Source organism: Pseudideonella sakaiensis (genome assembly GCF_048320135.1).
Lineage (GTDB): Bacteria > Pseudomonadota > Gammaproteobacteria > Burkholderiales > Burkholderiaceae_C > Ideonella_A > Ideonella_A sakaiensis_A.
Genome location: NZ_CP182947.1, coordinates 442,566 through 464,325, shown reverse-complemented (window position 1 = coordinate 464,325; position 21,760 = coordinate 442,566). Strand labels below are relative to the sequence as shown.

Below are 21,760 nucleotides of genomic sequence, written 5' to 3'. Positions count from 1 at the left end.
GCTTCGCTCGGGATTCGGTTCCGTCAGCTGACGGCCGCAATCGCCTTGGCCACCGCGTCGATGTTGTTCTGGTTCACCGCGGCAAGGCAGATGCGGCCCGAATCGAGCCCATAAACCCCGAATTCCTGACGCAGCCGCTGCATCTGCTCCTTGCTCAGCCCGGAATAGCTGAACATGCCTCGCTGCTGCTTGATGTAGCCCATGTCCTGGACCCCGGCGGCAGCGAGCTTGTCGACCATCAGGCCGCGCATCTGCTTGATCCGCGAACGCATCTGGCCGAGTTCTTCCTCCCACATCGCACGCAGTTCGGGTGTCCCGAGCACCGTCGCGACAACTTGCGCGCCGTGCGTCGGCGGGTTCGAATAGTTGGTGCGGATGACGATCTTCAGCTGGCTCAGCACGCGGGCTGCTTCATCCTTGTCGGCGCAGACGACGCTGAGCGCGCCGACACGTTCGCCGTACAGCGAAAAACTCTTCGAGAACGAGGTCGAGACGAAGAAGTCGATGCCGGCGTCGACAAACTGCCCGACGACGGCGCCGTCTTCGCTCAGCCCTTCGCCGAAGCCCTGGTAGGCCATGTCGAGGAAGGCGACCAGCTGGCGCGCCTTGACCTTGTCGACGACCTGTTGCCACTGGGCCGGTGACAGGTCGTATCCGGTCGGGTTGTGGCAGCAGGCGTGCAGCACGACGATCGTGCCGGGCGCAGCGTTGTCGAGCGCCGACAACATGCCGTCGACATCGATGCCGCGCCGCTCGGCGTCGTAGTAGGGATAGGTCGAGACCTCGAAGCCGGCCTCGCTGAACAGACCGCGGTGGTTTTCCCAGCTCGGGTTGCTGATCAGCACCTTGGCCGCGGGGTTCAGGTGGCGCAGGAAGTCGGCACCGACCTTCAGCCCGCCGGTGCCGCCGAGCGCCTGCACCGTCGCGACGCGGCCGGCCTTGACGATGGCGCTGTCGGCGCCGAAGACCAGCGCCTGCACCGCCTTGTCATAGGCCGCGATGCCGTCCATCGGCAGATAGCCACGCGGTTTCGGCGCCTGCTGCAGTTGCCGCTCGGCCTCGGCGACGCATCGCAGCAGCGGCAGCTTGCCGTTTTCGTCGGTATAGACGCCGATGCCGAGATTGACCTTGGCCGGGTTCGGATCGGCATTGAACTGTTCGGTCAGACCCAGGATCGGGTCACGGGGAGCCATTTCGACGGCGGCAAAAAGCGAGGCCATGGAGCTGTCCTTGGTGGGAGAAAAGGGTATCTTGGTGAAGGCGATGCCCGGTCTCGGGGGCGCCGCCAGACGAATTCGGCTACTCTTTGCGGTTGCCCGGCCGTGCCTGGTCGGGTGTTTACCCGGGGATTTTATCTGTCATGAGCAAGCCCGTTCGCCTTTCGCCCGTTGCCGCATCCGTCACCGCGATCGATGCGGGACGTGCCGGGGCGGCAGAAGCGGTCGAATCGGCTGCCTCGATTGGCGCCGACGGCTTCGCGAAGGGCGAGTTCGTCAGTTTTCCCGATTCGCCATTCCAGCTCTTCCAGCCGTATCCGCCGGCCGGTGACCAGCCGACCGCGATCGCCGGGCTGGTCGAGGGGATCAACGACGGCCTGAGTTTCCAGACGCTGCTCGGCGTCACCGGATCGGGCAAAACCTTCACGATGGCCAACGTGATTGCGCGCCAGGGCCGGCCGGCGATCGTGTTCGCGCCGAACAAGACGCTGGCCGCGCAGCTGTACAGCGAATTCCGCGAGTTCTTCCCGAAGAACGCGGTCGAATATTTCGTCAGCTACTACGACTACTACCAGCCTGAGGCCTATGTGCCGCAGCGCGACCTGTTCATCGAGAAGGACAGCTCGATCAACGAGCACATCGAGCAGATGCGGCTGTCGGCGACGAAGAGCCTGCTCGAGCGGCGCGACGTCGTGATCGTCGCGACCGTCAGTGCGATCTACGGCATCGGCAACCCGCACGACTACCACCGGATGGTGATGACGGTTCGCACCGGCGACAAGATGGGCCAGCGCGACGTCATCGCGCAGCTGATCCGCATGCAGTACCAGCGCAACGAGATGGATTTTGCGCGCGGTACCTTCCGCGTGCGCGGCGACGTGATCGACATCTTCCCGGCCGAGCACTCCGAACTGGCGATCCGCATCGAATTGTTCGACGACGAGATCGAGAGCCTGCAGCTGTTCGACCCGCTGACCGGCAGGATCCGGCAGAAGATTCCGCGCTTCACGGTTTATCCGTCGAGCCACTACGTGACGCCGCGCGACCGCGTGGTGTCGGCGATCGAGACGATCAAGGAAGAACTGCGCGTGAGGCTTGCCGAACTGGTCGGCATGGGCAAGCTGGTCGAAGCGCAGCGCCTCGAGCAGCGCACCCGCTTCGACCTGGAAATGATGCAGGAGATCGGCCACTGCAAGGGCATCGAGAACTACACCCGGCACCTGTCGGGCGCGGCGCCGGGCGAGCCGCCGTCGACGCTGGTCGACTATCTGCCGCCCGATGCGCTGATGTTCCTCGACGAAAGCCACGTGCTGATCGGCCAGCTCGGCGGCATGTACAACGGCGACCGCGCGCGCAAGACGACGCTGGTCGAATACGGCTTCCGGTTGCCGAGCGCACTCGACAACCGGCCGCTCAAGTTCGACGAGTTCGAGACCAAGATGCGGCAGGTCGTGTTCGTTTCGGCGACGCCAGCGGCCTACGAGCAGGAACATGCCGGCCAGGTCGTCGAGCAGCTGGTGCGGCCGACCGGTCTGGTCGACCCGAACATCGAGGTGCGCCCGGCAAGCACGCAGGTCGACGATGTGCTGCAGGAGATCCGCGACCGCGTCGAGAAAAACGAGCGGGTGCTGATCACGACGCTGACCAAGCGGATGGCCGAGCAGCTGACCGACTACCTGGCCGACAACGGCGTCAAGGTGCGGTATCTGCACAGCGATGTCGATACCGTCGAGCGGGTCGAGATCCTGCGCGACCTGAGGCTGGGCAGTTTCGATGTGCTGGTCGGCATCAACCTGCTGCGCGAGGGGCTGGACATCCCCGAGGTGTCGCTGGTCGCGATCCTCGATGCCGACAAGGAGGGTTTTCTGCGCAGCGAACGCAGCCTGATCCAGACGATCGGGCGAGCCGCACGCAACCTGAATGGCAGGGCGATCCTGTATGCCGACAACATCACCGATTCGATGCGCCGCGCGATCGACGAAACGGAACGCCGGCGCGCCCGCCAGCTCGAGCACAACCTCGCACAGGGCATCACGCCGCGCAGCATCAGCAAGCGGATCAAGGAACTGATCGACGGCGTCTACGGCGACAAGCCCGGCAAGGACGACGGCAAGGTGATGCACGATGTCGCCGAGGTCGGTGCGCTGAGCGAAAAAGACCTCGCACGCCGGATCAAGCAGCTCGAGAAGCAGATGTTCGAGTTTGCGAAAAACCTTGAATTCGAGAAGGCCGCGCGCACGCGCGACCAGTTGGCGCTGTTGCGCGAGCAGGCCTTCGGCGCACCCGGCAGCGACAACGTCGTGCCGCTGACCGGCTGATTCGTGGCCTTTGCGAGCCGCGATTCCGGCAGGGGGTAAACCCTTCCGGTGACTGTCCGGCACGCTTCTAGAATGTTTTTTGTGCACCTGCACATTCCGCCCGGGTCCTGCCCGGCGGCTTTTCACCTGGTCCTAGGAGTTTTTTGATGGTTCAGTCCCGTCGCGCCGCGGCCGCGGCAGCGAATGCAGACACCGAGTCGCCGGCAGCACCAGGTCAGCGCTTGCTCAAGAAATACCCGAACCGGCGCCTCTACGACACCGAGGCCAGCAGCTACATCACGCTGGCCGACGTCAAGAAGATGGTGCTCGATGCGCAGGATTTTGTCGTTCGCGATGCGAAGACCGGTGAGGATCTGACGCGCAGCATCCTGCTGCAGATCATCCTCGAGGAGGAAACCGGCGGCGTGCCGATGTTCTCGACCACTGCGCTGGCCGAGATCATCCGCTTCTACGGCAATGCGATGCAGGGCCTGATGGGCCCCTACCTCGAGAAGAATCTGCAGGCCTTTGCCGAAGTCCAGGCGCGGTTTGCCGAGCAGTCGAAGGGGTTGTACGACCCGAAGGTGATGTCGCCGGAGCTGTGGACCAAGTTCCTGACCGGCCAGGCACCGGTCGTCAACAACCTGATGGGCGACTATATCGAGCAGTCGAAACAGGTGTTCGAGAAGATGCAGGAGCAGATGACCCAGGCCGGCGCGCTTTTTCCGGGGCTGAAGCCGCCGCCGAAGCGGTGAAGTATTGCTGTTGTAGAACAGGCTCGACATGACTAGATCGAGCGGGCGCGGCAGGCGGCGCCCGGTCGTGGCTCATGATGCGGCGGTCCTCGCTGACGCTCGGACTGCGCTGCGATGCTCGGTCCAGGGTCGCGCGGCGGAACTCGCTACGTTCGCTGCGCTCACTGCGCTCGGACAACCGCCGCGAGCATGTTTGTTGATGCTCGCTGCGCTCGCCGACCCTGAACCTCCGCTTCTCGCCGCCGCATAAATCGCCCCGCCCGGGAACCGCCTGCCGCGCTGTGACGAAGGTGCCCCTGCGGCGAATCACTCGGTGAGGCCAGACGAGGGCGTTGGGCGGCCGTTTGGCGGAGGTAGAGGAGGAGCCAGCGGCCGTCAGGCCGACGGCGGGGGAGAGAGCCCGGACACAAACAGTCCTGAGGACTGTTTGTGCCTGGTGAGCGCCCGGAGCCTCCGGCTTCGGGCACGCAGCCAGATGGCTGCCTGGCGGCCTCGTCCCCGCGCATCATCCGCAAACCTGAACGGGGCTGCAGCCAGGGGTGCAGCCCTTCATACAAGCCCCGGCCGTAGCCCCGTTTCCGCGGATCGGGGAAAATCCGGCGATGAATGAACAAATGCAAGGCGCCGTTGCCGCCCCGAAGGCCGCATCGGCGCCGAAGATCGGCTTCGTCTCGCTCGGTTGTCCGAAGGCGCTGACCGATTCCGAACTGATCCTGACCCAACTGCGCGCCGAAGGCTACGAGACCTCGCAGACCTTTGCCGGCGCCGACATGGTGATCGTCAATACCTGCGGCTTCATCGACGAGGCGGTCAAGGAGAGCCTCGACACGATCGGCGAGGCGCTGGCCGAAAACGGCAAGGTCATCGTCACCGGATGCCTCGGTGCGAAGGGCGGCGACGGTGGCGACAATCTGGTGCGCAAGATGCACCCGAGCGTGCTCGCCGTCACCGGCCCGCACGCGACCAATGAGGTGATGGATGCGGTGCACCTGCATGTGCCGAAGCCGCACGACCCGTTTGTCGATCTGGTGCCGGCGCAGGGCATCAAGCTGACGCCGCGCCACTATGCCTACCTGAAGATCAGCGAAGGCTGCAACCACCGCTGCACCTTCTGCATCATCCCGAGCATGCGTGGCGACCTGGTCTCGCGGCCGATCGGCGACGTGCTCGGCGAGGCCCACCGTCTGTTCGAATCGGGCGTCAAGGAACTGCTGGTGATCAGCCAGGACACCAGCGCCTACGGTGTCGACATCAGATACCGCACCGGTTTCTGGGACGGCAAGCCGGTGAAGACGCGGATGCTCGACCTGTGCGCCAAGCTCGGCGAAATCGCCGCCCGCTACGGTGCCTGGGTTCGCCTGCACTATGTCTATCCGTACCCGCACGTCGACGAGATCCTGCCGCTGATGGCCGAAGGGTTGGTGCTGCCGTATCTGGACGTGCCGCTGCAGCATTCGCATCCGGCGGTGCTGCGCAGGATGAAGCGCCCGGCCAGTGGCGAGAAGAACCTCGAGCGGCTGCAGCGCTGGCGCGAGATCTGCCCCGAGATCGTTATCCGCAGCACCTTCATCGCCGGTTTTCCCGGTGAAACCGACGAGGAATTCGGCCACCTGCTCGATTTCGTCCGCGAGGCGCGCATCGACAGGGCAGGCTGCTTTGCCTATTCCCCGGTCGATGGCGCGAGCGCGAACGATCTGCCCGATGCGGTGCCGGCCGAGCTGCGCGAGCAGCGGCGCGCCGAATTCATGGCGGTTGCCGAGCAGGTCTCGGCCGACAAGCTGCGCGAACGCATCGGCGCGACGATGCAGGTGCTGATCGACCATGCGCCGGCGCTCGGCCGCAAGGGCGCAACCGGCCGCAGTTATGCCGATGCGCCGGAGATCGATGGCGTCGTGCGGCTGCAGCCACCGGAAAAGGCATCGAAGATCCTGAAGGTCGGCGAATTTGCCCGCGCGCGCATCGTCGCGACGCAGGGCCACGACCTGATCGCCCACGTGGTTTGAACACAGCACACTGATGGACTCGAAGACAACCGGCCTGATCCACCATCCGTATCGGGCCCCGGATGGTTTTGCCGCGGTGCCGACCGCGGTGCACAAGGCATCGACGGTGATCTTCGCCGATACGAACGCGTTGCACACCACCGACTGGCGCGGCCGCTCGGCCTATACCTATGGCCTGCACGGCACGCCGACGACCTATGCACTGCAGGAGCGGATTGCCGCACTCGAGGGCGGCTTGAACTGCCTGCTGGTGCCGAGCGGATTGGCCGCGATCAATCTGGTCGACATGGCGCTGCTGGCCAGCGGCGACACGGTGCTGCTGCCGCACAACGCCTACGGGCCAGGCAAGGAGCTTGCGAAACACGAGCTGGCGCGATGGGGCATCTACCATGCGTTTTACGACTCGCAGGATGCGGCTTCGCTCGAGGCTGCCCTCGAGTCCGCAAGCGATTCGACAAACCGCGTCGTCTGGCTCGAGGCTGCTGGTTCGGTGACGATGGAGTTTCCGGACTTGCCGGCGCTGCTCGAGGTCTGTCGCCGGCACCAGGCGATCAGCGTGCTCGACAACACCTGGGGCGCGGGCATTGCGTTCAATCCGTTTGCGATCGACCGCGATGACGCCGGTCAGCCGCGTGGTGTCGATATCAGCGTCCATGCGTTGACCAAATACCCGTCGGGCGGCGGTGACATCCTGATGGGATCGGTGACGACCCGTGACGACGCGCTGCACCTGCGGCTGAAAACCTGCCGCCGGCACATGGGCTGGGGTGTCGGCGCCAACGATGTCGAATTCTTGCTGCGCTCGCTGCCGAGCCTGGCGCTGCGTTATGCGGAACATGACCGCAGTGCGCGCGTGCTGGCGCGCTGGCTGGCGCAGCAGCCTCAGATTGCGCAGGTGCTGCACCCGGCGCTGCCGGGTTCGCCCGGCCACGAACACTGGCGCTCGTTGTGCGGCGATGACGGCAGCGCGGCCGGCCTGTTTTCAGTGATCTTCGACGCGCGTTATTCGGTGGCACAGATCGATGCCTTCGTCGACGCATTGGACTTGTTCAAGATCGGTTATTCATGGGCTGGCCCGGTCAGCTTGGTCATGCCCTACGGCGAGCGCACGGTGCGCGCTGCCGCTGCGCCGGCCGCCGGTCTGGTTCGCTTCTCAGTCGGCCTCGAAGCGACCGATGATCTGGTCGCCGATCTGCAGCAGGCATTGAGCCGACTCGAATGACAGCCGCTGCGGGCACCGGCCGGCTGCCGGTGATCGACGCGCTGAAGGTCATCGCGTCTCAATTGATCGTGTTGCACCACCTGGCCTTTTACGGGCCGATGTCCGACCATGCGGCCGAGTTGATGCCGGCGCTGTTCGACTGGTTCAGCCAGCATGCACGGCTTGCGGTGCAGGTTTTTCTGGTGGTCGGCGGTTTTCTGGCCGGCCAACGCTTGCTGCCGGCGGCAAGCGCCTGGGCATCCGGCCAGCTGCTGCTGCGGCTGCTCGAGCGCTACCTGCGGCTGATGCTGCCATTGGTGTTTGCGCTGTTGCTGGCGATCGCGGCGGCGCAGATCGCACGCGGCTGGATGGTCCACGATTCGGTGCCGGACGCGCCGCAGCTGACGCAGCTGCTTGCGCACCTGCTGCTGGCGCAGGACCTGGTCGGCGAGGATGCGTTATCGGCCGGCGTCTGGTATGTCGCGATTGCATTTCAGCTGCATGCCGGTCTGCTGCTGTTGCTGGCGTTGCCGGCTGCGCTCGGTGCCGGATTGCGCGGTCGGTTCGGCGCGTCATCGCTCGATCCGGGCCGCTTGCTGCCGTGGTTGATGGCCTTGTTCGTCGTCGCCTCGGCTTTTCACTTCAACCGCGACCCTGCCTGGGATGTGGCTGCGCCGTACTTTTTTGCGGCTTACGGGCTCGGCGTACTGCTGGCGTGGCGCAGCGTCGGGACCGGCGCAGGTTTTGCCTGGTGGTCGGCTGTCGCGCTCGTTGCCGTCGCACTGCTGGTCGAATGGCGCGACCGGCTCGGGCTGGCGCTGCTGCTCGCTGGCGGATTGTGGTTCTGGCAGGCCCGGCTCGCGACAGCATCGGGCGGCCGCGATGCGCAGCGCGCAGCCAGTGCTGGCCGGACGCGATTCGAGCGGTTGACGAGCCGGCTCGCGTTGTCGAGTTATGCGCTGTTCCTGGTCCACTTCCCGGTGCTGCTGCTCGTCAATGCCGCATTCACACGCTTCGTCGCGACCGACCCCTGGCTGCAGGTGATCGGCGTGCTGCTGGCCTGGGCCTGCAGCGTCATTGCCGGCGAGTATTTTTTCCGCTGGATCGAACGGCCGCTGATGCAGCGGATCGATCGCGGCTGGCGCGGAGCGGCAAAGGCGCAGACACGGGCGGCGTAGCGCCTGCGGCGGAAGGGAATATCGTCGCTGCGCGCCGCAGGCTTACGCCTTTGATGAGACTTTATGTCTCATCAATCTTCCCTTCTCGCGTTCCCAGTCCTTCTTCTTCTCGGTGTTGCGCTTGTCGTGTTCGGCCTTGCCCTTGGCCAGCGCGATCTCGGCCTTCACATGCGCGCCCTTGTAGTGCAGGTTCAGCGGCACCAGCGTGAAGCCTTTCTGCTCGACCTTGCCGACCAGCCGCTTGATTTCGGCCTTGTGCATCAGCAGCTTCTTCGTGCGGTCGGCCTCCGGGTGGACGTGGGTCGACGCGCTGCGCAGCGCATTGATGCGGCAGCCGATCAGGAACAACTCGCCGTCGCGGATCACGACATAACCGTCGGTCAGCTGGACCTGGCCGGCGCGGATCGCCTTGATCTCCCAGCCTTGCAGGACCATGCCCGCCTCGTGGCGTTCCTCGATCTGGTAATCGAACCGGGCGCGCCGGTTTTCTGCTATCGACATGGTTTCGGAGGTGGGGGCGAACCCGCTCAATACAATCGACGCATTGTATGAAGCACGTCAAGAAGTCAGTCCTGCTTTGGTATTCGCCGGCGCAGATGTACCAGTTGGTCACCAGCGTCGACGACTATCCCGAGTTCCTTCCCTGGTGTGAACGGGCCGAGGTCGTGCAGCGCCACGACGACGGCGTCACCGCGCGGCTGCACCTGGCCTATGCCGGTGTCAGGCACGCGTTCACGACGCGCAACCACCATGAGCAGAATTCGGCGGTGCGCATTGCGCTGGTCGACGGACCGTTTTCTCACCTCGAGGGCAGCTGGCAGTTCCTGCCGCTGGCCAAGCCTGGCGCAGACGCCAGCGCCGACGCGCAGGCCTGCAAGGTGGAATTCGATTTGAGTTATGCGTTCGCCAGCCGGCCGCTGGAGGCGCTGGTCGGTCCGGTATTCGACCGCATCGCCAACACCTTCGTCGAGGCCTTTGTCTCGCGCGCCGAGCAGGTTCATGGTTGAGACGCCGCTGCCGGCCAGCGGCCAGCATCGCGAAGCGCCAATCCGGGTCGAGGTGGTTTATTGCGCCGACCGCACGACGATCGACACCACACGGCTCGAATTGCCGGCCGGCGCCCGTGTCGACGATGCGTTGCGCGAGAGCCGGATCGCCGAGCGGTTTGCCGGTGCCGGTGCAGCTGGAGTCGGCATCTGGGGGCGGCAGGTCGACAGGTCGCAGGCCTTGCGTGACGGTGACCGTATCGAGATCTACCGGCAGCTGCTCGTTGATCCGAAGGAGGCACGCCGGCTGCGCCAACGCCGGCAGGCGCGCGCCCGGGCAGGGCGCCCGGGCCCTCCGCGCTGAGGCCTTATTTGCAGTCGCTGGCGATGATGGCGCGGATCCGCGCCTGTTCTTCGCCGCGTTGCTTGTCGTCGAGGATCTCGCGCTCGCCCTTGTCATTGGTGCGGGCCACGCGCACGCCATCGTCGAGCATCTTCAGCTGACTGCGCGCACGCAGGCAGTTGTCGGCGCGCAGCGCGGCGAGCCTGGCTTCTTCGGCCTTTTCCTTCGCGGCCTTTTCCTCGGCCTCGCGGCGCAGCTTGGCCTCCAGTGCCGGTTCGGTCGTATCGGTCGCCGGTGCGGATGCCACCGGCTGCGGCGGCGGCGCCACCAGCGAGGGCCCGGTCGGTGAGGGTGGCACGGCGCCCCGCTGCAGGCCCGGCGGCCGTTCGAGGATCGCCCGCTCCGGGATCCTGGCCGGCGGCGGACGGTCGCTGTAGATGATGCGGTCGCCTTCGCGCCACTTCCATTGGGTTGCGGCGGCGGGCAGGGCCAACATCGAGACGATGACGGCAAGCAAGGCGGTGGCAACTGGACGGCTCATGGCGGCAGGCGCGCAAACGCAAGGCAGATAGAGGCCTCGAGTGTAGCCATCGAAGTCAGGACGTGGGCCCTATTCAGGGCCTGGAGTGCTCGCCAGCCCGTGTTGGCGCGTCTGGCGACTCCCTCAAACCGTTCGGACGCTGTCCTACGCCGATCGCCGGATGGGACTGACGCTGCATCGCCGGTGTCGCGTTCACCATGGAGGCATCCGGTCCTCGATCGGACCGTGACACCGAATACCTTTGTCCCACAGCTACCAGGAGTACCGCAATGAGCCTCGCCAAGACCCTCATCCAGACCAGCACCGCACTCGCCGTCGCCGCCACCTTTGGCGTCGCTCACGCCCAGCATGAAGAGCGCACGCAAATCGTCCAGCCGAGCTCGACGATGGGCCAGATCAACAATGGTGGCACGATGGATCGTCGCGACGAGACCGTTCGCCAGACCCAACAGGCCAGCTCGACCGGTGGTCAGCTCACCACCCCGTCGATTCCGGTCGACCGCCGTGACGAGACAGTCCGCCAGACGCAAACCGCATCGCCCGGAACCGGCCATAACGCACACCGTTCGGGTGGTGACCAGTCGGGCCAGTCGAACCAGCCGATGATCGCCAACGAGCGTGGCACGCTGCAACCGCACATGGCCAATCGTGCCGACATGCCGATGCGCAATGACGGAAGCGACATGCGCATGGGCAACGAGCGGATGGCCCGTGCCGACCGCAACTGATCGACAGTTGCCTTGATGACAACCGGACCTGTTCCGGCGTCGTCGGCCCGGCCGCCAGCGACCCGATCGTGGCGCAGCCGGGCCGTCGGCGCATTTGCGTCGATCCTGCTGGCCGCGACGGCCAGCCAGGCCAGCGGCACCGCCTCGGCAAACGATCCTCGCCCGATGATCGGGCAGGCCAGCGAGCTGCGCGCCGAGGCGCGGACACTGGCGGATTGGGCCGTGCGCTCCGGCGACAACCACGGCCTCGGCTTTCTGATCGTCGACAAGCCGGCGGCAACCGTGCACGTCTTCGACCGCGGCGGCAACCTGCAGGCCAGTTCGCCGGTACTGCTCGGCCTGACGCCGGGCGATGACACCGTGCCCGGCATAGGCAACAAGCCGATTGCGCAGGTCCGCGAGCATGAACGCACGACGCCAGCCGGGCGTTTCGTCGCCGAGCGCGGCCGCAATGCGAAGGGGGTCGATGTCGTCTGGGTCGATTACGAGGCCGGCGTCTCGATGCACCGCGTGATCAACGATGTACCGGCCGAGCGCCGGCTCGAACGTCTGGCCACCCCGACTGCCGAAGACAACCGGATTTCGTATGGCTGCATCAACGTGCCGGTCGCGTTTTATGAATCGCTGATCCAGCCGATGTTTGTCGACTACCGCGCCGTCGTCTACATCCTGCCCGAGCGCAAGCCGCTGCACCAGGTGTTCGCGATCGGCGCACCGAGGCAGGCTGCGACGGCGGAGTGAATGCCGGCAGCGCAGTCCAGCACCTCCTTGCAGTCGGCGCCAAGGCGGCACTCTCCTACGGCGATCGTCGGTCGATGCCTATGCGGCACGGCTGCAGTTGCACTGAAGATCGAACAGTCCGGTCATTGATCGGCCCCTGCACAGAACAAGGAGCTACGACATGAGCAACACCCATACTTTCCTCAAGACGGCAGTCGCCCTCGCGGCCGTTGCGACCTTCGGCGTCGCCCATGCGCAGAAAGAGGAGAAGACCCAGATCCAGCAGCCGAGTGCTTCCGCCAGTGCGGTGCCGAAAACGATGGCAACCGATCGCCGCGATGAAACCGTGACGCAGACGCAGAAGCCGAAAGCCAGCGCCGGCGCCGTCATGAAGGACATTCCGAAAGACAAGCGCGACGAGACGGTCACGCAGACGCAGCAACCGAGCCCGGCTCGCGGCAGCGTTCCGGCCGGTCCGTCGACCATTTCCCGCGACGAGACGGTGACGCAGACGCAAAAGCCGATGTCCAGCGCCGGCGCGGTCGAAAAGAACATTCCGAAGGATCGTGCCGACGAAACCGTGACGCAGACGCAGAAGCCGGCTTCGAGCGGCCCGCTGAAGAAGGCAGGCCCGACGGACAAGCGCGACGAAACCGTCACGCAGACCCAGCAGCCGAGCAGCACGAAGAAATAAGTCGCGGCGGCCAGAGAGCCGCCTCTGCTGGTACCAGTGCCCGGAACAGGCGGCCGCCAGGCCGCATGCCCGGGCATTGTTGCGTCGATTGCCTGCCATCCGACGGGTGAACAGGCGGCTCCGTATAATTCGCTTTTGCGTCTGGAGCTTCCCTCATGCGCCTTCTTGGCAAAGCGCTCACCTTCGACGACATCCTGCTGGTTCCGGCGTTTTCACAGGTTTTGCCGCGTGATACCAGCCTTGCCACCCGGCTGTCGCGCAACATCACGCTGAACCTGCCGCTGGTATCCGCGGCAATGGACACCGTCACCGAGGCGCGTCTCGCGATCACGATCGCGCAGGAGGGCGGGATCGGCATCATCCACAAGAATCTGACGGCCAAGCAGCAGGCGGCCGAGGTCTCGCGCGTCAAGCGCTATGAATCCGGCGTGTTGCGCGACCCGATCACGATTTCGCCCGGCGTGCCGGTGCGCGATGTCATCGAGCTGTCGCGGCAACACGGCATCTCGGGTTTTCCGGTCGTCGACGAGGGCCGGGTCGTCGGCATCGTCTCGGGCCGTGACCTGCGCTTCGAGACCCGGCTCGATGTGCCGGTGCGCGAGATCATGACGCCGCGCGAACGGCTGATCACGGTGCGCGAGAACGCGACGCTGGCCGACGCGAAGGCGCTGATGCACAAGCACAAGCTCGAGCGGGTGCTGGTCGTCAATGACGCCTTCGAACTGCGCGGCCTTTATACCGTCAAGGACATCACGAAGCAGACCAACTTCCCGCTTGCCGCTCGCGATGCGCAGGGCAAGCTGCGCTGCGGCGCGGCAGTCGGCGTCGGCGAGGGCACCGAAGAACGTGTCGACGCGCTGGTCAAGGCCGGCGTCGACGTGCTGGTTGTCGATACCGCACATGGCCACAGCGCCGGCGTGATCGAGCGGGTCCGCTGGGTCAAGCAGAACTATCCGCAGGTCGATGTGATCGGCGGCAATATCGCGACCGGCGCGGCGGCGAAGGCACTGGCCGAAGCCGGCGCCGATGGCGTCAAGGTCGGCATCGGCCCGGGCTCGATCTGCACGACCCGCATCGTCGCCGGCGTCGGCGTGCCGCAGATCACCGCGATCGACAATGTTGCGACGGCGCTGGCCGGCACCGGCATTCCGCTGATCGCCGACGGCGGCATCCGCTATTCCGGCGATATCGCGAAGGCGATTGCCGCCGGCGCGCACACCGTGATGATGGGCAGCATGTTTGCCGGCACCGAAGAGGCGCCGGGCGAAATCGTGTTGTTCCAGGGGCGCAGCTACAAGAGCTACCGCGGCATGGGTTCGATCGGCGCGATGCAGCAGGGCAGTGCCGACCGCTATTTCCAGGACAACACCGGCGCCAATCCGAATGCCGACAAGCTCGTGCCCGAGGGCATAGAGGGCCGCGTCGCCTACAAGGGCTCGATGGTCAGCATCCTGTTCCAGATGGCCGGCGGCCTGCGCGCCAGCATGGGTTACTGCGGCTGCGCGACGATCGAGGACATGCGCAGCTCGGCCGAATTCGTCGAGATCACCTCGGCCGGCATCCGTGAGAGCCACGTCCACGACGTGCAGATCACGAAGGAAGCGCCGAACTACCGCCTGGAATGACGATGCGCGTTTCCGGCGAGCCCGGCGCCGTTGCCGACGCCGCTCGCCCGGCGGCGCCTGAAGGGCGCCAGGCCGCGATGGCCTTCATCATGATCGCGGTGCTGATCGACATGCTGGCGATCGGTGTGATCGTTCCGGTGCTGCCTGCGCTGGTCGGCAGCCTGACCGGCTCGCAGGCCGACCAGGCGCTGTGGCTCGGTGTCGTCGCGTTTGCCTTCGGCTTCAGCAATTTCTTCGCGTCGCCGCTGCTCGGCGCGTTGTCGGACAGTTTCGGCCGTCGGCCGGTTTTGCTGATCGGCTTCTGCGGGCTGGCGATCTCGTTTTTTGCCACCGCGTTGTCGACGACGATGGCGATGCTGGTCGTCGTGCGGATGATCGGTGGCGGCATGCAGGCCAATATCGCGGTTGCCAATGCCTATGTCGCCGATATCAGCGCGCCGGACGAACGCGCGAAGCGATTCGGCCTGCTCGGCGCGATGTTCGGCGTCGGCTTCATCCTCGGCCCGGCGATGGGTGGCGTGCTCGGTGCGATCGACCTGCACCTGCCATTTTTTGCCGCCGGCTCGCTCGCGCTGCTGAATGTGCTTTACGGCTGGTTCGTCTTGCCCGAATCGTTGCCGCAGGCCAGCCGCAAACGTTTCGCATGGAAGGCGGCCAATCCGATCGCTGCACTGCGACGCTTGTCGGCACTGAAAGGGATCGGCCGACTGGTCGGCGTGATTGCCTGCACCGGCCTCGCCCAGGGCATTCTCTATACGACCTGGGTGCTGTACACGACCTTCAAGTTCGGCTGGACGACGGCCGACAACGGCTGGTCGCTGGCAGCCGTCGGCGTGATGTCGGTGATCGTGCAGGGCTGGTTGCTCGGCAAGCTGCTGAAGCACATGTCGGCGCAGCGGCTGGCGGTGATCGGACTGGTGTCGGCGACCTTCGCATTTGCGATGTGGGGCGCTGCACCGGCCGGCTGGTTCATGTACCTGGTGATCGTCGCCAACATATTCGGCTATACCGTGACGGCCGCGATGCAGAGCATCGTCTCGAGTGCGGCCGACGCCAGCAGCCAGGGCGAGACGATGGGCGCCGTCAGCTCGATGAACAGCCTCACCGCGGTGATTGCGCCATTGATCGGCGCACCGCTGCTCGGTGCCGTCTCGCACCTGCCGCAAGGCCATTGGGCGATCGGCACGCCGCTCTATTTCGGCGCCATGTTGCAGGCGCTCGCGCTGCTGCTCGCCTGGACCCATTTCCGCAACCGCCGCCGGCAACGCCGGGCCGAAGCCGCCGTCGCGGCGCCGTCTGCCACCTGAGATTCACCGACCGACACCATGCACGACAAGATCCTGATCCTCGATTTCGGCTCCCAGGTGACGCAGCTGATTGCCCGCCGCGTTCGCGAGTGCCACGTCTATTGCGAAATCCATCCGAACGACGTCTCGGACGACTTCGTCCGCGAATTTGCACCGAAGGGCATCATTTTGTCCGGCAGCCACGCCAGCACCTACGAGGCGCAGGACCTGCGCGCGCCGCAGGCGGTCTGGGACCTCGGCGTGCCGGTGCTCGGCATCTGCTACGGCATGTTCACGATGACGGTGCAGCAGGGCGGCGAGGTGCAGCCGTCGACGCATCGCGAGTTCGGTTATGCCGAGGTGCGTGCGCGCGGCCATACGAAGCTGCTCGACGGCATTGCCGATTTCACGACCGGCGAGGGCCACGGCATGTTGCGGGTCTGGATGAGTCATGGCGACAAGGTCACCGAATTGCCGCCCGGATTCAAGCTGATGGCGAGCACGCCGAGTTGCCCAATCGCCGGCATCGCCGACGAGGAGCGCGGCTATTACGGCGTGCAGTTCCATCCCGAGGTCACGCACACGGTGCAGGGCAAGGCGATGCTCGAGCGCTTCGTGCTGCAGATCGCCGGCGCCAGGCCCGACTGGGTGATGCGCGACCATGTCGCCGAAGCGGTCGAGCTGATCCGTGAGCAGGTCGGCGACGAGGAGGTGATCCTCGGGTTGTCGGGCGGTGTCGATTCGAGTGTTGCCGCGGCGCTGATCCACCGTGCGATCGGTGACCAGCTGACCTGCGTCTTTGTCGACCACGGCCTGCTGCGCCTGCACGAAGGCGACATGGTGATGGACATGTTCGTCGGCAAGCTGCATGCAAAGGTGATCCGCGTCGACGCCAGCGAATTGTTCCTCGGCAAGCTGGCCGGCGTTGCCGATCCGGAGGCGAAGCGCAAGATCATCGGCGGCGAATTCGTCACCGTCTTCAAGCAGGAGGCGGCGAAGCTGACATCGGCCGGCGCGAAGGGCGCGAAGTGGCTGGCGCAGGGGACGATCTACCCGGACGTGATCGAAAGCGGCGGCGCGAAGACCAAGAAGGCGACGACGATCAAGAGCCACCACAACGTCGGTGGCCTGCCGGCCGAACTCGGCCTGAAACTGCTCGAGCCGCTGCGCGACCTGTTCAAGGACGAGGTGCGCGAGCTCGGCGTGGCCCTCGGCCTGCCGCCGGAGATGGTCTACCGCCACCCGTTCCCGGGACCCGGTCTCGGCGTCCGCATCCTCGGCGAAGTGAAGAAGGAATACGCCGACCTGCTGCGCGCGGCCGATGCGATCTTCATCGAGGAACTGCGCAATTTCCGCGACGAAGCGACCGGCAAGACCTGGTACGAACTGACCAGCCAGGCCTTCACCGTCTTCCTGCCGGTCAAGAGTGTCGGCGTGATGGGCGACGGCCGCACCTATGACTATGTGGTGGCGCTGCGCGCGGTGCAGACCAGCGACTTCATGACCGCCGACTGGGCGGAACTGCCGTATGCGCTGCTGAAGAAGGTGTCGGGCCGCATCATCAACGAGGTCAAGGGCATCAACCGCGTGACCTACGACGTCAGCTCGAAGCCGCCGGCAACGATCGAGTGGGAGTAGCGGCGCGGCGCCGGAGTCGCAACGATGAACCGCATTCCCACCCCGCGCTGGTATTTCGGCTGGAACATCGTCGCCGCCGCGGCCTGCCTGACGCTGCTGTCGGTCGGCATGCGGCTGGGCATCGGCCCGTTTTTCCTGCCGATGACCGCCGATCCCGGCTTCAGCCGCAGCGAGCTGGCGACGATGGTCGCCGTCGGCATGTTGTGTTATGGGCTCGCGATGCCGCTCGCCGGCCACCTGGTGGCGCGTGTCGGCACCCGGTTCGTGTTGCTGCTGGGCACCGCGATCGTCGCGGTGTCGGTCGTCTGGACGGTGCTCGCGCGAGACGCCTTGAGCTTCGGCCTCGCCTTCGGTGTGCTGATGTCGATCGGGCTCGCGTTCACCAGCCCGGTTGCGGTGACGCCGGTGATCAGCCACTGGTTCACCCGGCGGCGCGGCATGGCGCTGTTTTTCCTGTCGACCGGTTCGATGGCCGGCATGGCGGTGATGACGCCGGTGCTCGCATTCGCGATCGAGGCCTTCGGCTGGCGCGCTGCGCTGCTCGGCTATGCAGCTGTTCTTGCCGCGTTCACGATACCGGCCGCGCTGTGGGTGATGCGCGACAAGGCACCAGAACATACCGACCTGACGCCTGAGCAGATCGATGCGCTGCGCGGCGCGCCGCGCGTGCCCGCCAGCAGCCTGGCGCTGCGCGAAGTGTTCGGCACCGTGCCGTTCTGGCAGATCTTCGTCGGCATGTTCGCCTGCGGCTTCAGCATGAACCTGCTCGGCACGCACGGCATGCCGATGCTGATGGACCACGGCTTCGACGCCCATTCGAGCGCGCTGGGCATCGGCCTGATCGGCTTCGTCGCGATCTTCGGCACGCTGGTGCTGGGGCGACTCGCCGACCGGCTGCCGCGCCGCAATATCCTGGCGGTGATCTACGGCGTGCGCGGGCTCGGCTTCTTCGCGCTGGTGCTGGTCGGCACGCACTGGGAGCTGTACCTCGCGGCGACGGTCGGCGGGCTGGTCTGGGCCGGCAGCATCGCGCTGTCGTCGGCGATCCTCGCTGATGTCTATGGCGTGCGGCTGGTCGGCGTGTTGTACGGCCTGGCCTATGTCGGCCACCAGTTGGGCGGCACGCTCAGTTCATGGCTCGGCGGCTGGGCGTACGAGGTTTATGGAACCCACGGCATCGCCTTCGGCACTGCCGGCGCGCTGCTGCTGGCGGCGGCGGTGTTGTCGCTGCGCTTGCCGCTGCGCGGTTTTTCGCTGCCAGGGCCGACGGTGGCGGTGGGGGCATCCCGATGAAGACATCCCTGCTGCCCGCCCTCGTGCTCGCGCTGGCGACGATCGGCCCCGCCTTGCCTGCCGCGCATGCCGAGTGGGAATTGCCGGCGATCGACAAGATCGTCAATTACCAGCCGAAGCTGTCGTTGCAGGTGTTCACCGCCGACGGGGTCGAGATGGCGCAGTTCGGCACCGAGCGGCGGCAGTTCGTGCCGATCGCGAAGATCCCGAAACTGCTGCAGGAGGCGGTGATTGCGGTCGAGGATGCGCGTTTTCGCGAGCACCGCGGCATCGATCCTAAGGGCATGGCGCGCGCCCTGCTGTCGATGGCGACCGGCGGGCGCAAACAGGGCGCATCGACGATCACCCAGCAGATGACGCGAACCGTGCTGCTCGGCCACCAGCGGACGGTCGAGCGCAAGGCAAAGGAAATCATTCTCGCGATGCGGGTCGAGGAGGCGCTCAGCAAGGACCGCATCCTCGAGATCTACATGAACGAGATCTTTCTCGGCCAGCGTTCGTACGGCTTCGCCGCCGCGGCGCAAACCTATTTCGGCAAGCCGATGGACAAGCTGTCGATCGCCGAGACCGCGATGCTGGCTGGATTGCCGCAGAACCCGTATTACGCGAATCCGGTCGCCAGCCTGCAGCGGGCGACGCTGCGCCAGCATGTGGTGCTGCAGCGGATGGCCGCAACCGGCGTGATCACCGCTGCACAGGCGGCCGCCGCACGCGCCGAGAAACTCGCGATCCGCTCGCCGCTGCAGGCGGCGGTGCGCGCCGATCACGTCGCCGAAATGGCGCGCCGGGTGGTCGTCGAGCGTTTCGGCACCGAGGCCTACAGCAGCGGCATTCGCGTCCACACCTCGCTGCGCGCAGCCGACCAGCAGGCGGCCTGGGCTGCGGTGCGTCGCGCGGTGCTGGCCCATGACCGCAAGGGCCCCTGGCGCGGACCGGAAGACCAGCAGGAGCTGCCGGCCAAACTCGAAGCCGCCGAAGAAGAACGCGCCGCCGCGCAGGCGCTGCGCGAGTACCGCGACGACGAGACGCTGCGGGTGGCGATCGTGCTCGCTGCGTCGCCGAAGGAAGTGCGGGCCCAGCTGGCCAGCGGCGAGCGGATCAGCCTGAAGGGCGAGGGGCTGCGCTGGGCGCAGGCCGGGCTGCAGCCGAAAGCGCCGGCGGCGCTGGCGCTGCGGCGCGGCGCGATCGTTCGCGTTCAGGCGCAGAGTGGCGCGTGGGCGATAGCGCAGTGGCCGCAGGTCGAGGCCGGTTTTGTCGCGCTGGATCCGGCGAGCGGGCGGATCCGCGCGCTGGTCGGCGGCTTCGATTTCACGCGCCAGCCATTCAACCACGTGACGCAGGCCTGGCGCCAACCGGGTTCGGCGTTCAAGCCGTTTCTCTATTCGGCGGCGCTCGAACACGGCGTGATGCCGGCCACGCTGATCGACGATGCGCCGTTCACGGCCAATGGCTGGTCGCCGCAGAACAGCGACGGCCGCTTCGACGGCCCGTTGAGCCTGCGCGATGCGCTCGCGAAATCGAAGAACCTGGTCAGTGTCCGCCTCGCGCAGCAGATCGGTGTCGGCCCGGCGCGCGACTGGGCCGGCCGATTCGGTTTCGATCTCGCGAAGCAGCCGGCCAATCTGACGCTGGCGCTCGGCGCCGGCAGCGTCACGCCGCTGCAATTGGCCAGTGCGTACGCGACGCTCGCCAACGGCGGCTGGAGTCGCCCACCGATACTGATCGAGCGCATCACCGACGCCAATGGCAAGCTGCTGTTCGAGGCGCCGGCGGCACGACCACTGGCCGAGGAGCAGCGGGTGATCCCGGCGCGCAATGTCTACCTGACGTCGAGCCTGCTGAACGAGGTCACGCGCAGCGGTACCGCGGCGCGCGCGCAGCGTCAATTGCAGCGCAGCGACCTGTACGGCAAGACCGGAACGACCAACGATGCCGTCGATGCCTGGTTTGCCGGTTTTCATCCAAGTGTCGCCGCGGTTGCCTGGATGGGTTTCGACGATGCGCGCAGCCTCGGCGAACGCGAGTCGGGCGGCGGCCTGGCGCTGCCGATCTGGATCGATTACATGGCGGTCGCGCTGAAGGGCATTCCGGTTGCCCCAATCGCGCCGCCGCCCGATGGCTTGGTCCGATCCGGCGACGACTGGCTCTACGACGAATGGGCCGACGGCGGTTGGATCGTCCATATCGGCGCGGAGGCCGGCGTAACGCGCGCTCTCCCGAGATCGAGCGCGATCCCCGCCGAGCCGAGCACTCCGGTCACCAACGGCGCGCCGTGAACCACGAGGATGGCGCAATGAACAAGGCACTGGCCAGGCGCTGGCTGGTCGACAGCCCGGCCGTGGCCGAGGCACGGCGTGCCGGCCGGCCGTTGCTCGCGCTCGAATCGACGATCATCAGCCACGGCATGCCGTATCCGCACAATGTGCGCACCGCACGCGAGGTCGAGGCCATCGTCCGCGGCCTTGGCGCCGAACCAGCGACGATCGCGCTGATCGGCGGCCGCGTGCGCATCGGGCTGTCGGACGACGAACTCGATCTGCTCGGCCGCGCGACCGGCGAGGTCGCCAAGGTCAGCCGCCGCGATCTGCCGGCCATCCTCAGCCGAGGCAGCCTGGGCGCGACGACGGTTGCGGCGACGATGATCTGCGCCGAACTGGCCGGCATCGAGGTCTTCGTCACCGGTGGCATCGGCGGCGTGCACCGCGGCGCAGCGCAGACCTTCGACATCTCGGCCGACCTGCAGGAACTCGCGCGCACGCCGGTCGCCGTCGTCTGCGCAGGGGCCAAATCGATCCTCGATCTTGCGCTGACGCTGGAATACCTCGAGACCCACGGCGTGCCGGTGATCGCTTGCGGGCAGGACAACTTCGCGGCCTTCCATGTGCGCGACAGCGGCCTGCGGGCCGATTTCCGCATCGACGATGCCGCCGCGCAGGCGCGTTTTCTGCGTACCAAGTGGGACCTCGGTCTGGGCGGCGGTGTCGTCATCAGCACGCCGGTGCCCGGGGATGCGGCGCTGCCGCGCGACTATGTCGACCGCTGGGTCGCGCAAGCAATCGCCGATGCCGACGCGCAGGGCATCGCCGGCAAGGCGCTGACGCCGTTCCTGCTGGCCCGCATCGAGGCATTGAGCGGCGGGCGCAGCCTCGCCGCCAACATCGCGCTGGTCAAACACAATGCCGAGGTCGGGGCCCGGCTGGCCAACGCACTGGCTGCGGCCGGACATGGCCCGGGCGAGGTCTGAGACTGCGGCGG

19 protein-coding genes are annotated in these 21,760 nt (G+C 66.3%); 16 read left to right on the top strand and 3 right to left on the bottom strand.

The genetic code is table 11. From position 1 onward, the window contains the following. Positions 1-23 precede the first annotated feature (23 nt). Entirely contained in the window at positions 24-1,220 is a 1,197-nt protein-coding gene (locus ACNH6H_RS02060) for an amino acid aminotransferase (RefSeq protein WP_418315200.1), read from the bottom strand. A gap of 140 nt (positions 1,221-1,360) precedes the next feature. Here ACNH6H_RS02060 and uvrB point away from each other — a divergent pair, with 140 nt between their 5' ends. The 5 genes from uvrB to ACNH6H_RS02035 all read left to right on the top strand — a co-directional run bounded on the left by uvrB (position 1,361) and on the right by ACNH6H_RS02035 (position 8,651). Then, a complete protein-coding gene (uvrB, locus tag ACNH6H_RS02055; RefSeq protein WP_418315198.1) occupies positions 1,361-3,535 on the top strand; it encodes an excinuclease ABC subunit UvrB in 2,175 nt (724 codons plus the stop codon). 146 nt (positions 3,536-3,681) lie between these two features. Then, positions 3,682-4,269: a polyhydroxyalkanoate synthesis repressor PhaR gene (gene phaR, locus ACNH6H_RS02050; protein ID WP_418315197.1), complete on the top strand. Its 588-nt coding sequence runs from the start codon at positions 3,682-3,684 to the stop codon at positions 4,267-4,269. A 602-nt stretch (positions 4,270-4,871) separates the two neighbouring features. Beyond that, positions 4,872-6,272 carry a 30S ribosomal protein S12 methylthiotransferase RimO gene (rimO, locus tag ACNH6H_RS02045; RefSeq protein WP_418315195.1) on the top strand — a complete coding sequence of 467 codons (1,401 nt, stop codon included), beginning with the start codon at positions 4,872-4,874 and terminating at the stop codon, positions 6,270-6,272. Between the two features lie 13 nt (positions 6,273-6,285). Further along, positions 6,286-7,494, top strand: coding sequence for a PLP-dependent transferase (locus ACNH6H_RS02040; protein ID WP_418315193.1), 1,209 nt, complete (start codon positions 6,286-6,288; stop codon positions 7,492-7,494). Beyond that, positions 7,491-8,651: an acyltransferase family protein gene (locus tag ACNH6H_RS02035; RefSeq protein WP_418315191.1), complete on the top strand. Its 1,161-nt coding sequence runs from the start codon at positions 7,491-7,493 to the stop codon at positions 8,649-8,651. The genes ACNH6H_RS02040 and ACNH6H_RS02035 overlap by 4 nt, the downstream gene beginning before the upstream one ends. Positions 8,652-8,693: 42 nt before the next feature. Here ACNH6H_RS02035 and smpB read toward each other — a convergent pair whose 3' ends face one another. Then, positions 8,694-9,152 (bottom strand): SsrA-binding protein SmpB, encoded by a 459-nt coding sequence (gene smpB, locus ACNH6H_RS02030; protein WP_418315190.1) that lies wholly within the window; start codon positions 9,150-9,152, stop codon positions 8,694-8,696. Positions 9,153-9,199: 47 nt separating this feature from the next. Between smpB and ACNH6H_RS02025 the strand changes: the two genes are divergently transcribed. Next, entirely contained in the window at positions 9,200-9,658 is a 459-nt protein-coding gene (locus tag ACNH6H_RS02025) for a type II toxin-antitoxin system RatA family toxin (protein WP_418315189.1), read from the top strand. Then, entirely contained in the window at positions 9,651-10,001 is a 351-nt protein-coding gene (locus ACNH6H_RS02020) for an RnfH family protein (RefSeq protein ID WP_418315188.1), read from the top strand. Before ACNH6H_RS02025 ends, ACNH6H_RS02020 begins: the two co-directional genes overlap by 8 nt. Positions 10,002-10,005: 4 nt before the next feature. On the opposite strand, the gene ACNH6H_RS02015 is transcribed toward ACNH6H_RS02020, so the two are convergent. Continuing rightward, positions 10,006-10,521 (bottom strand): DUF4124 domain-containing protein, encoded by a 516-nt coding sequence (locus ACNH6H_RS02015; protein ID WP_418315187.1) that lies wholly within the window; start codon positions 10,519-10,521, stop codon positions 10,006-10,008. Between the two features lie 269 nt (positions 10,522-10,790). Here ACNH6H_RS02015 and ACNH6H_RS02010 point away from each other — a divergent pair, with 269 nt between their 5' ends. From ACNH6H_RS02010 to ACNH6H_RS01970, 9 genes are all read left to right on the top strand, one after another. Next, complete coding sequence (locus ACNH6H_RS02010; protein WP_418315186.1) at positions 10,791-11,249, top strand: hypothetical protein; 459 nt, start codon at positions 10,791-10,793, stop codon at positions 11,247-11,249. Between the two features lie 15 nt (positions 11,250-11,264). Beyond that, entirely contained in the window at positions 11,265-11,990 is a 726-nt protein-coding gene (locus ACNH6H_RS02005; protein ID WP_418315184.1) for a hypothetical protein, read from the top strand. Positions 11,991-12,150: 160 nt separating this feature from the next. Beyond that, positions 12,151-12,663 carry a hypothetical protein gene (locus ACNH6H_RS02000; protein ID WP_418315183.1) on the top strand — a complete coding sequence of 171 codons (513 nt, stop codon included), beginning with the start codon at positions 12,151-12,153 and terminating at the stop codon, positions 12,661-12,663. 155 nt (positions 12,664-12,818) lie between these two features. Continuing rightward, positions 12,819-14,288, top strand: coding sequence for an IMP dehydrogenase (guaB, locus tag ACNH6H_RS01995; RefSeq protein WP_418315182.1), 1,470 nt, complete (start codon positions 12,819-12,821; stop codon positions 14,286-14,288). A gap of 2 nt (positions 14,289-14,290) precedes the next feature. Further along, positions 14,291-15,595 (top strand): MFS transporter, encoded by a 1,305-nt coding sequence (locus ACNH6H_RS01990; protein ID WP_418315180.1) that lies wholly within the window; start codon positions 14,291-14,293, stop codon positions 15,593-15,595. An 18-nt stretch (positions 15,596-15,613) separates the two neighbouring features. Continuing rightward, positions 15,614-17,212, top strand: coding sequence for a glutamine-hydrolyzing GMP synthase (guaA, locus tag ACNH6H_RS01985; RefSeq protein ID WP_418315178.1), 1,599 nt, complete (start codon positions 15,614-15,616; stop codon positions 17,210-17,212). Positions 17,213-17,236: 24 nt separating this feature from the next. After that, positions 17,237-18,505, top strand: coding sequence for an MFS transporter (locus ACNH6H_RS01980; RefSeq protein ID WP_418315176.1), 1,269 nt, complete (start codon positions 17,237-17,239; stop codon positions 18,503-18,505). Next, on the top strand, positions 18,502-20,781 hold the full coding sequence (locus ACNH6H_RS01975) for a penicillin-binding protein 1A (RefSeq protein WP_418315174.1): 2,280 nt from the start codon (positions 18,502-18,504) through the stop codon (positions 20,779-20,781). Before ACNH6H_RS01980 ends, ACNH6H_RS01975 begins: the two co-directional genes overlap by 4 nt. A gap of 17 nt (positions 20,782-20,798) precedes the next feature. After that, the gene (locus ACNH6H_RS01970; protein WP_418315173.1) at positions 20,799-21,749 is read left to right on the top strand and encodes a pseudouridine-5'-phosphate glycosidase; all 951 of its coding nucleotides are present in this window, start codon (positions 20,799-20,801) and stop codon (positions 21,747-21,749) included. Positions 21,750-21,760: the final 11 nt, after the last annotated feature.